The sequence below is a fragment of the Alteromonas sp. RW2A1 genome (assembly GCF_001886475.1).
GTDB classification, from domain to species: Bacteria; Pseudomonadota; Gammaproteobacteria; order Enterobacterales; family Alteromonadaceae; genus Alteromonas; species Alteromonas hispanica.
In genome coordinates this window covers 3,779,642-3,791,184 of sequence record NZ_CP018031.1, presented here as the reverse complement: position 1 = coordinate 3,791,184, position 11,543 = coordinate 3,779,642, and the positions used below count along the sequence as shown (strand labels likewise).

Genomic DNA, 11,543 nt, shown 5'->3' with positions numbered 1-11,543 from the left:
CGATTTTGGATAGCCCCGAAAAGGCTCGATAAACGGTCGCGGTTTTTTGTATCAAAGCTCAGTAAATATTGACGAGCACAATATTTACAACAAAGGGCGACAAAGAAAAAGTCGCATTAATATGGACCCAATCACAGTGATTGGGTTTTCGTAGTTTTTAATCAGGAGCTAGTTAATGGCAACAGTTAACCAGTTAGTGCGCAAGCCACGCAGAAAGCCCGTTGAAAAAAGCAACGTAGCTGCACTGCAAGCTTGTCCACAGAGACGTGGTGTATGTACTCGTGTATATACAACTACGCCAAAGAAACCAAACTCTGCACTACGTAAAGTATGTCGTGTGCGTCTAACTAACGGTTTTGAAGTTTCTTCATACATCGGTGGTGAAGGTCACAACCTACAAGAGCACAGTGTAGTACTTATCCGTGGTGGTCGTGTTAAAGATTTACCAGGTGTTCGTTATCACACAGTTCGCGGTACTTTGGACTGCGCAGGTGTAAACGATCGTAAGCAAGCCCGTTCTAAGTACGGCGCGAAAAGGCCTAAGTCTTAACGGTTCTCCGTTAGTAAGGCCAAACTGAAGTTTAAGAGTTTTGGGTATTCCCTGAATTCATACGGAGAATAGAAATGCCAAGAAGAAGAGTCGTAGGTCAACGTAAAATCCTACCAGAGCCAAAATTTGGTTCACAACTGCTTGCTAAATTCATGAATGTCGTAATGCTCGACGGCAAGAAGTCAGTCGCTGAAAAAATCGTTTACGGTGCGCTAGATATTGTTGCTGAAAAAACCAACAAAGCACACCTTGATGTATTCGAAGAAGCTCTTGATAACATCCGCCCTACGGTAGAGGTTAAATCTCGTCGTGTTGGTGGTTCAACTTATCAGGTTCCAGTAGAAGTACGTCCAGTTCGTCGTAATGCACTAGGTATGCGTTGGATGGTTGATGCTGCACGTAAACGTGGCGAAAAGTCTATGGCACAACGCCTAGCGGCTGAGATGTTAGACGCAGCAGAAAATAAAGGTTCAGCGGTTAAGAAACGTGAAGACGTTCACCGTATGGCCGAAGCAAACAAAGCGTTTGCTCACTACCGTTGGTAATCAACGTTATTTAACTGAGAGAGATTTATGCCTCGTAAGACCTCGATTGAGCGTTATCGCAATATTGGTATTGTGGCTCACGTGGACGCGGGTAAAACCACGACCACAGAGCGTGTCTTGTTTTATACAGGACTGTCTCACAAAATCGGTGAAGTGCACGATGGTGCTGCTACCATGGACTGGATGGAACAAGAGCAGGAGCGTGGTATTACTATCACGTCTGCTGCAACTACCTGTTTCTGGTCTGGTATGGAGCAACAGTTTGATCAACATAGAATAAATATCATCGACACGCCAGGACACGTAGATTTCACTATTGAGGTGGAACGTTCATTACGTGTTCTTGACGGAGCGGTAGTTGTATTCTGTGGGTCTTCTGGGGTAGAACCTCAATCAGAAACAGTCTGGCGACAGGCTGACAAATATGCAGTGCCACGCCTTGTATTCGTTAACAAAATGGATCGGGCTGGTGCTGACTTTGAACGTGTTGTGGGTCAAATTCGCAAACGTTTAGGCGCTAACTGTGTTCCGATTCAAATCAACATGGGCGCTGAAGAAGAATTTCATGGTGTCATCGATTTAATTAAGATGAAATCAGTCAATTGGAATGAAGAAGACATGGGTATGACATTTACCTATGAAGACATTCCAGCTGAATATTTAGAGAAAGCCGAGCAATATCGCACTGAAATGGTAGAAGCAGCCGCTGAAGCCTCAGAAGCGTTAATGGATAAGTATTTAGAAGGCGAAGAGCTAACTGAAGACGAAATCAGACTTGGACTTCGCACTCGTACGCTGAACAACGAAATTGTTCTTGCCACCTGTGGCAGTGCCTTCAAAAACAAAGGTGTTCAAGCAGTACTCGACGCAGTTGTTCATTATTTGCCGTCGCCAAACGAAGTAAAAGCCATAACCGGCATTCTCGACGATAAAGACGAAACAGAAGCAGAACGTCATCCTACGGACGAAGAGCCGTTTTCTGCACTGGCGTTTAAAATAGCGACCGACCCGTTTGTTGGTACGCTGACGTTTTTCCGCTGTTATTCTGGTGTGGTGAATACAGGCGATACTGTATATAACCCTGTGAAAGGCAAGCGCGAGCGATTTGGTCGTATCGTGCAAATGCACGCGAAAGACAGAGAAGAAATTAAAGAGGTACGCGCGGGTGATATTGCGGCTGCAATAGGCCTTAAAGATGTCACTACCGGTGATACATTGTGCGATCCGAATAACATCATTACGCTAGAGCGTATGGAATTTCCTGACCCGGTTATTTCAATTGCGGTAGAGCCGAAGTCACAAGCTGACCAAGAAAAAATGGGTATAGCGCTAAGTAAGCTTGCTGCAGAAGACCCGTCTTTCAAAGTAAAAACTGACGATGAGACGGGGCAAACGATCATTTCTGGTATGGGTGAATTACACCTAGATATCATTATTGATCGTATGAAGCGGGAATTTAAGGTTGAATGTAACGTAGGTAACCCTCAGGTTGCTTATCGTGAGACCCTTCGCAAAGCTGTTGAGGTGGAAGGGAAGTTCGTTCGTCAGTCTGGCGGCCGTGGTCAGTTTGGTCACGTATGGTTGCGCATTGAACCTCAGGAAGAGGACTTTGGCTACGAATTTGTGAACGAGATCGTCGGTGGTACTGTACCAAAAGAGTTCATTCCAGCGGTCGATAAAGGAATTCAGGAGCAGATGCGAAGTGGTGTTCTTGCAGGGTATCCGGTACTCGATGTAAAGGTTACTTTGTTTGATGGTTCTTACCACGATGTTGACTCTTCTGAAATGGCGTTTAAGATCGCCGGCTCAATGGGTTTCAAAAAAGGCGCCGCAGAAGCAAATCCGGTGTTGCTTGAACCCACTATGAAAGTTGAAGTAACTACTCCAGAAGACTGGATGGGTGATGTTGTTGGTGACTTAAATCGTCGCCGCGGCATGATCGAAGGTATGGAAGATGGCGTAGCAGGTGTTAAAATGATACGTGCTAAAGTGCCTCTTTCAGAAATGTTTGGGTATGCGACAGACTTGCGTTCACAAACGCAGGGTCGTGCTTCATACTCAATGGAGTTCTTCAATTATTCTGAGGCGCCTAACAATGTGGCGCGGGCTATTATTGAATCTAGAATCTAATCTAAATGAAGGTTCGGTCCGGTCTATTTGTGGGTCGGACTTTTAACTTAGGAAACGAGAAAAATGGCAAAAGAAAAGTTTGAACGTACGAAACCCCATGTAAACGTGGGTACAATCGGCCACGTTGACCACGGTAAAACCACGCTAACTGCAGCTATCAAAATGGCAAAAGAAAAGTTTGAACGTACGAAACCCCATGTAAACGTGGGTACAATCGGCCACGTTGACCACGGTAAAACCACGCTAACTGCAGCTATCACTACTGTTCTTTCAAAGACATACGGTGGTTCAGCTCAAGCATTCGATCAAATCGATAACGCGCCTGAAGAAAAAGCACGTGGTATCACTATCTCTACGTCACACGTAGAATACGATACTCCATCACGTCACTACGCGCACGTTGACTGCCCAGGACACGCTGATTACGTTAAAAACATGATCACTGGTGCTGCTCAGATGGACGGTGCAATCCTAGTAGTTGCTGCGACAGATGGCCCTATGCCTCAAACTCGTGAGCACATCCTACTTGGTCGTCAGGTTGGTATTCCTCACATCATCGTGTTCATGAACAAATGTGACATGGTTGATGACGAAGAGCTTCTTGAGCTAGTAGAAATGGAAGTTCGTGAACTTCTTAGCGAATATGAATTCCCAGGCGATGACCTTCCAGTTATCCAAGGTTCTGCACTTAAAGCGCTTGAAGGCGACGCAGAATGGGAAAAGAAAATCATCGAACTAGGTGAAGCTCTTGATTCATACATCCCAGAGCCAGAGCGTGCAATCGATAAGCCGTTCATTCTTCCAATCGAAGACGTATTCTCAATCTCAGGTCGTGGTACTGTTGTAACAGGCCGTGTTGAGCAAGGTATCGTTAAAGTAGGTGAAGAAGTAGAAATCGTTGGTATCAAAGATACAACTAAGACGACTTGTACTGGTGTTGAAATGTTCCGTAAGCTTCTAGACGAAGGTCGTGCTGGTGAGAACGTTGGTGTACTACTACGTGGTACTAAGCGTGATGACGTAGAGCGTGGACAAGTACTAGCGAAGCCTGGTTCAATCAACCCACACACTAAGTTCGAAGCAGAAGTATACGTATTGTCTAAAGACGAAGGTGGCCGTCATACTCCATTCTTCAAAGGCTATCGTCCACAGTTCTACTTCCGTACAACTGACGTAACTGGTGCTGTAGAGCTTCCAGAAGGCGTAGAAATGGTAATGCCTGGTGACAACCTTAAATTCAAAGTAGAGCTAATTGCTCCGATTGCGATGGACGAAGGTCTACGTTTCGCAATCCGTGAAGGTGGTCGTACAGTAGGTGCTGGTGTTGTAGCGAAGATCCTAGACTAATCTAGACTTTGCAAACACTGCACAAAAAAGCGCACTTAGGTGCGCTTTTTTTATGCTTTCTGAAAAGTCATGAAATCAATATGCCGTTTCAAACACGCGGTGAACCCATCCTTGGGCTCTCTGCCACAGCATCCATGCTGTGGAAGGTTTGAAACGGCATATTGATTTCATTCCCTTAGCACAAGGAATAAGCTTGCGGGAGAGGAGAAGACGCGGTGTAGGGTTTCAGAGGGCATACACTCAATCCCTTCGAGGCATAATAAAAGCTTTGGAGAAAGGAAGAAACCCGCGGTGAACTCATCCCTGGGCGCTCTGCCACAGCATCCATGCTGTGGAAGGTTTGAAACGGCATATTGATTTCATTCCCTTAGCACAAGGAATAAGCTTGCGGGAGAGGAGAAGACACGCCGTGATCCCGTCCCTTCTTTTTTATTATCGGCTTCACAGCTGCATCCATGCAGCTGAGAGTTCTAGATTGCACAAGCGCTCCCCTTTTGGCACCTATGAAGCCAATAAAGAGGAAGACGCTCGCCGTAAAGACATCCCCGCTTTTATGTGCAAGCTCCGACACCGCACCCCTGCGGTGTAGGGTTTCAGAGGGCGTACACTCACTCCCTTCTTGAGGCATAATAATGAGCTTGCGGGAGGGGAGGGAACACGCTGTTTCCTCGCCTCTTCTTTTATATTAGCGGGTTCCCAGCAGCGGCCCTGTTGAAGTGGGTTTTAACTAAAGCTGTTTAACAGAGTAGCCCTTTTGTTCGAGCAGTTTAAGAACGTTGTCTTCGCCAACGAGATGGCCTGCACCTACTAGTACAAACTCTTTGTCATCATCACCAAACATGGCTTCTATTTGAGGTATCCAGCTTATATTGCGCTTGGTAAATACATCGTCGTACGATTCTGGCGCTTCTTGTTTGAAGGTTTGAATAACCAGTTTGTTCAGGGCCTCTGTATCACCTGCGCGCCACGCTTTTATGGTTTGTTCAAGTTCGCTTTTAAGATCGGGTAAAGTGGCCAGGGTTTCAGATATGAACTGTTCTTCTTCGCCTTCACCTAAACCTGCAAGCATGGAAATTTGAAAGTCTAACGACTCTAAATATTCTCTATCTTTGTTATCACGTTTTGCTAATTGAGTGAAATAAGCATCTACACCTTCGCCGGCCATTTGCGCTCGCTGGGCTTCCATTGTGACTAACATAGTAGTGACAAAACCTGGTTTAAAACTGGCTAATTGGTCTGCACTACTGCCAAATGCAGAAAGATATTGGTCTAGCGCGGTAAATGTTTCTTCACTTAGAGCGTCTTTTAGAGTTTGTCCGTTTTGATAAGATAAACCCATCATCATTTTTTGCTGCGCTGTAATATCGGTTGGTTCTGGTAGCTCCGCCTCTAAAACAATGGTGTCGCTTTGTTGGTAGATATCAGTAAACTGTCTGGGGAGGGGAAACTCGCTAACAGGAAGTATATGTATAGTTCCGCCAATATAAACGGTGTCGCCGTCTTTACTGACTTTCCAAATAGATGTTTCGCTTTCAGCTGTCATTGAGTTGTCGCCAGCTGTAGTAGCGGCTGCTGCAAATGCCGAGAACGAAAGGCTAAAGGTAGATAATAGCGTGAATCCTAGTCCAATGATGAGTTGGCGACGAGAACGTGTTTTCATTGCAATTTCCTTATTGGTCGCTACTAATATCAGAGGGTTACAAATAAAAGGCGACGATGATTAATTGTTATTTCTGGCAATTGTGCGTAGTTATACCCCAACTCCCAAGTAATTGACACAGTACTAAGCTCCACAAGATGCACCGTAAAATGTATCGTTATACGTACCTAACTGCATGTCACAAATAAATTAGCGACAAAAAAGTGCGATAAAAGCAAAGTACATCCAATTTAACAAAGGTGTTAAGCGACAATGTCTAAAGAAACAAACTCTAAGCCATTTTCACAACGTCGTTATGCTTCTATACCGAATGCTATAAGCAGTGAAATGCAATTGGTGATGGAGCAGTTTCCATCCTTATCGTTAGACACTGTGAAATCTGATGTGCCGGCTAACATTGAGGCGTGGAGAGACCGCATACATGCGGTAAACTCGCGGCAAAAAAAGAAAGTAAAAGCCATGCGAAAGCAGTTTAATGTATCTGTAGAGTTATTGAGTATTGTCGGGGTAACAGTACGTAAAATCACACCTGAAATAATAAATGAGCGTTTTCAAAATAAGGTTTATATCGATTTGCACGGCGGTGCGTATGTGTTTTTCTCAGGTTTTGTGAGTATTGAAGAAGGCATTTTGATAGCGGATAGACTGGGTATTGTGGTGTACAGCGTGGATTATCGTATGCCGCCCTCGTCACCTTTCCCTGCAGCACTGAATGATGCATGTGCAGTTTATGACGAATTACGTAACGAGTACGGAAGCAATCGCATATTTATTGGTGGAACGTCAGCGGGCGGCGGTTTAACTCTCGCGTTGTTGCAACAGTTAAAACAACAAGACAAACCCTTACCCGTAGGCGTCTATTTGGGAACGCCCTGGGCCGATTTGTCTAACACTAGCGACTCCCTGCTTATCAATGAAGAAGCAGATAGAGTGCTGGTTTCCTATGAGGGGAGTTTATCTGCCGCAGCGCAGTTATACGCAGGGTCACATTCACTCACCCACCCGGGCGTTTCTCCGCTGTATGGCAACTTTGATGGTCTACCACCAACCATATTAGTGTCAGGTACTCGGGATCTTTTTTTAAGCGATACGGTGAGGGTAAATAGAAAATTGCGAGAGCATGCTATTACTACCCAGTTAGAGGTTTTTGAAGGTATGTCTCACGCCATGTATCTTATAGGGCACAACACACCTGAGTCGCTTGCTGTGTATGCTGAGATAAAGCAGTTTTTCCTCAAGATATAAACAGGAAAAAGGGCGCAAAAGCGCCCTTCACAAACTGTAAGTTATGCTGTTAGTCTGACGGTTAACTCCAACAGCTAAGATCCGAACATAACGGTTAACACAGCCACCGCAGCGCCTATCCCCGCAATCTTAAGACCATTTTTGTACATAGGTAACTTGGGCATAAACATAAGAAATGCAGAAATAACAAAAAACAGTAGGCTCACACCAAACGCAATGTTTAGGTAAAAGAGCGGACTGTTATTCGTCGCCTTATGAAGTTTTACCATTTTGGCTAATACAACAGGGTAATCCTTGCGGGTTAACGTAGCCGTTCCTGTTGTCTTATCATACTCACCCATATTGAGCGTAATGCTGTCGCTATCTTCACTTACAACTTTCAGCCCGCGAATTTTAATAGCCGAAGTGATACTGTTGGCTGAAAGGTTAGTATCGAGCTGCCTTATTTGCACTTGGTCATATTTAAGGAAATCTGTAGGACGAAATATTAATAAGACGCCGCTCAATGCATAAATTGCCATAATTCCAGATAAGAAGAAGCCAAGCCAGCGATGGTACTTGCGAAATGCCATGTGTAATTTGGGTGATGCCATTGTACTTCGATAATTGTGATAGTTAAAGATGACCGCATTTATAAACGAGAATCGATATCATTTAAAGAAGAAAACTGTCAATTGCGTGTAAAGCGCGTTATTGAGTGATTTATCACTCAAGTTGTTTTGTAAATGTTAATTTTTTATTGGTATGACGTGTAGAAATAGACTTAACTATGGTTAGACTTTGGTCTAATATTGCCCCGCTTTATGCAGAATAAATGTTGTAATTGTGCAGGTTAGTTTTTGCAGACAATTAGAATTAGGCTTTCGCAGCTTACTTAATAAAGACAGTGGAATAACTATATGCAGTCTATTGCTATCGTAATACTTGGAATTATCGGCATGCTTTTTGGCTGGTTTGTGTATTCAAAATTTATCGCAAACCGCATTTTTAAATTGGATGATAATTTTGTTACCCCAGCCCACACGGAGCAGGATGGCAAAGACTTCGTGCCGACTAATAAAGTCGTGCTTTGGGGGCATCACTTTACGTCAGTTGCTGGGGCAGCTCCCATTGTAGGGCCTGCTATCGCAGTCTATTGGGGTTGGGTGCCCGCTGGACTTTGGGTGGTATTTGGTACTATTTTATTCGCTGGTGTACACGATATGGGCGCATTATGGGCGAGTGCCCGACATAAGGGCAAGTCAATGGGCGCATTGTCAGAAAGCGTTATTGGCAAGCGCTCCCGAGCGCTCTTTATGATAGTCATTTTCCTTGTTCTGTTAATGGTAAATGCGGTATTCGGGGTAGTGATAGCCAATTCTTTTGTATCTCAACCTACCGCGGTGTTCCCCGCATGGATGGCTATTGCGGTGGCATTGATTATTGGCCAACTGCTAAAACGAAACTTCTCTCTAATTCCTTTGTGTTTGGTAGGCATTGTAGTGCTTTATGCGTCTGTCTATGCAGGCAGCTATATTCCAATTAGTCTTCCAGAGACAATGTTTGGTCTAGCCGATAAGGCCAATTGGATCATCATCTTATTTGTTTATGCTGCTATAGCTTCTTTGCTACCAGTTTGGATGTTGCTTCAGCCGCGAGATTTTATTAATGGTATGCAGTTGTTAGTGGGCTTATTTTTGCTCTATGGCGCAGTGTTCTTCGCCATGCCAGATATCACAGCGCCGGCCTTCAACATGCAAACTGCGGTAGATACCCCCAGCATTATTCCACTTCTGTTTGTTACTATTGCCTGCGGCGCGGTATCAGGTTTCCATGGCATCGTGGCCTCAGGTACTAGCTCTAAACAACTCGACAAAGAAACTGATGCTCGTTTTGTTGGCTACTTAGGCGCAATCGGTGAAGGCTCCCTTGCACTTATTACTATTGTGGCGGTAAGCGGCGTAGCCTTTGCTGCGTCACCTGAAGAGTGGCATGAGGTTTACAGCCATCTGGGCGCTGGTAGCGTAGGTGCATTTATAACTGGGGGAGCTAATTTAATACAACAAGGATGGGGGCTGCCTGTCGACTTCTCCTCAACCATTTTAGCTGTCATGGTGGTGTTATTTGCGGGCACAACTATGGATTCTGGCGTACGTCTTCAGCGCTATATTATCCAAGAATGGGGCGATATCTACTCAATCGATGCGCTTAAAAATGGTTTGGTTGCCACCTTGCTTGCCGTTGGCTGCTGCTTGCTTCTTGCTTTTGGTGCAGGTGGTGCATCCGGTAGTGGCGGTATGATCATTTGGCCGCTGTTTGGGTCTACTAATCAAATACTGGCTAGCCTTACTTTATTGGTGATTTCGGTCATGCTTATCAAACTCGGTAGGCCTGCAAAGTACACGCTCATTCCAATGGTATTTGTATTAGTTATGGCGTTCTTTGCCGGCCTAATAAAACTGAAAGAATACTATCTGGCTGAGAACTACCTATTGGTTTTCCTCGATGCTGTTGTGCTAATAGTATCGGTGCTAGTTATGCTTGAAGCGTTCTCTGTGGTTTCTAAATTAAACAAAGACAGAGCATAAGGTAATTGCAAAAGGCCTACAGGTGCTGCACATAACGCAGGCTTGTTAAGGCCTTTTTGCTATCTACGTTTCTTAAAGTTTCTTACAAATGCTGCAGTTCGGCTACTTTATGTGCTATTTGGCGTTGCACGTTTTCTGAATGCCTTGGTTTCTGGTAGTATTATCAAATAAGAATTGACTGGGTGTGTGTATAAGGTAAATGCCTAAAGCTATTAGCGACAAGCCATCTATGTCAATTCACAAGTAATCAGTTACCCAGAGGAAGCATGTCAGACATTATTCTACTCGCCGAAAACTTTTTAGCATTATTTATAGAGCCAGCTCCATGGTTATTGCTAGGGTTAGTCGTGGCCGGCGTAATGCATGAGTTGGTTCCGGTGTCTTTTCTTGAACGTCACATGGGTAGTAATTCTTTAAGTTCAATTAGTAAGGCTGCCGTTATTGGCGCGCCATTACCATTGTGTTCCTGCGGTGTTATTCCAGCTGCACTAGGGTTAAGACGTAGCGGCGCTTCAAAGCCATCCACTATCTCTTTTTTAGTATCAACGCCAGAAACAGGTGTTGACAGTGTATCGGTATCTTACGCTCTGCTAGGACCACTGTTCGCCATCATTCGACCTATTGCTGCTGTAATTAGTGCTATCTATGCGGGTTTAATGGTTAAGCTATTTGATACAAACGATGTAACACGCGGCAAGCAGCACCTCTCATTCTCACACAGTTGCTGATGCCTGTTGTGACACTAAGCCATCTAGCGTTTCTATATCATGTTGCGGCAGTGAGTCTAAGCCAGTTAAAACTTCTTCTTGCTGCAGTAGTTCAGATGTTAGTTCGGATATTAGCTCCGATAGTATTTCTGAGGGGGCCAGTGGCGCCGATAATTCATCGTCTCAAAATTCAGGTTTTACAAATTCAAGAATAGCCCGTGTGGCAGGCTACGCCAGTGGCAAATTACTTGAAGATATAGTGGTGTGGTTATTGATTGGTTTAGCGCTTGCCGCAGCAATTAAAACGTGGGTGCCCACCGACTTTTTAACACAGTGGGGTGACGGCTTCGTTGCCATGCTTGTTATGGCGTTTATCGGCATTCCAATGTATATCTGTGCTACAGCATCAACACCGCTGGCAGTAGGCTTTTTGGCTGCTGGGTTATCGCCTGGCGCTATTTTAGTGTTTTTAATGGCAGGGCCAGCAACCAATGTATCCACTATGGGTATGATAAAGCAAGAAATGGGTTTGCGTACTCTTTGCCTGTACCTGTTCAGTGTTGTTAGCGCCAGTGTAGGCTTTGGTTATCTCCTCAACTATCTTGTTTCAGCAATGTCTTTACAAAGCCTCATTCAAACGCAAAGTGCGCTGCATGAGCATGGAAATGGTGTTCAGGCTGCCTACGCAATCAGTGCAATTGTGCTCGCTGCGTTAATGATTCGTATTGGAATAAACAAAGTGTTGCAATATCGACATGCTCACACTACCCCATCATCATGCTGTCATTAGTT

8 protein-coding genes and 1 pseudogene are annotated in these 11,543 nt (G+C 44.7%); 7 read left to right on the top strand and 2 right to left on the bottom strand.

Annotated elements, in window-relative coordinates; genetic code table 11:
• The first annotated feature begins 175 nt into the window (after positions 1–175).
• From rpsL to tuf, 4 genes are all read left to right on the top strand, one after another.
• Positions 176–550 (top strand): 30S ribosomal protein S12, encoded by a 375-nt coding sequence (rpsL, locus tag BM528_RS16730; protein ID WP_071980814.1) that lies wholly within the window; start codon positions 176–178, stop codon positions 548–550.
• 74 nt (positions 551–624) lie between these two features.
• Entirely contained in the window at positions 625–1,095 is a 471-nt protein-coding gene (rpsG, locus tag BM528_RS16725) for a 30S ribosomal protein S7 (RefSeq protein WP_071980813.1), read from the top strand.
• Positions 1,096–1,122: 27 nt separating this feature from the next.
• The gene (gene fusA / locus BM528_RS16720; protein WP_071980812.1) at positions 1,123–3,225 is read left to right on the top strand and encodes an elongation factor G; all 2,103 of its coding nucleotides are present in this window, start codon (positions 1,123–1,125) and stop codon (positions 3,223–3,225) included.
• Positions 3,226–3,288: 63 nt separating this feature from the next.
• Entirely contained in the window at positions 3,289–4,572 is a 1,284-nt protein-coding gene (tuf, locus tag BM528_RS16715) for an elongation factor Tu (protein WP_071980811.1), read from the top strand.
• A 727-nt stretch (positions 4,573–5,299) separates the two neighbouring features.
• Here tuf and BM528_RS16705 read toward each other — a convergent pair.
• Positions 5,300–6,232 carry a TraB/GumN family protein gene (locus tag BM528_RS16705; protein ID WP_071980809.1) on the bottom strand — a complete coding sequence of 311 codons (933 nt, stop codon included), beginning with the start codon at positions 6,230–6,232 and terminating at the stop codon, positions 5,300–5,302.
• 252 nt (positions 6,233–6,484) lie between these two features.
• Between BM528_RS16705 and BM528_RS16700 the strand changes: the two genes are divergently transcribed.
• Positions 6,485–7,477, top strand: coding sequence for an alpha/beta hydrolase fold domain-containing protein (locus tag BM528_RS16700; protein WP_071980808.1), 993 nt, complete (start codon positions 6,485–6,487; stop codon positions 7,475–7,477).
• A gap of 74 nt (positions 7,478–7,551) precedes the next feature.
• Here BM528_RS16700 and BM528_RS16695 read toward each other — a convergent pair whose 3' ends face one another.
• Positions 7,552–8,070 carry a hypothetical protein gene (locus BM528_RS16695; protein WP_071980807.1) on the bottom strand — a complete coding sequence of 173 codons (519 nt, stop codon included), beginning with the start codon at positions 8,068–8,070 and terminating at the stop codon, positions 7,552–7,554.
• 306 nt (positions 8,071–8,376) lie between these two features.
• On the opposite strand from BM528_RS16695, the gene BM528_RS16690 reads away from it, so the two are divergent.
• Both BM528_RS16690 and BM528_RS16685 read left to right on the top strand, forming a co-directional pair.
• The gene (locus BM528_RS16690) at positions 8,377–10,044 is read left to right on the top strand and encodes a carbon starvation CstA family protein (RefSeq protein ID WP_071980806.1); all 1,668 of its coding nucleotides are present in this window, start codon (positions 8,377–8,379) and stop codon (positions 10,042–10,044) included.
• A gap of 266 nt (positions 10,045–10,310) precedes the next feature.
• Positions 10,311–11,541: pseudogene (locus BM528_RS16685) on the top strand (SO_0444 family Cu/Zn efflux transporter).
• Positions 11,542–11,543: the final 2 nt, after the last annotated feature.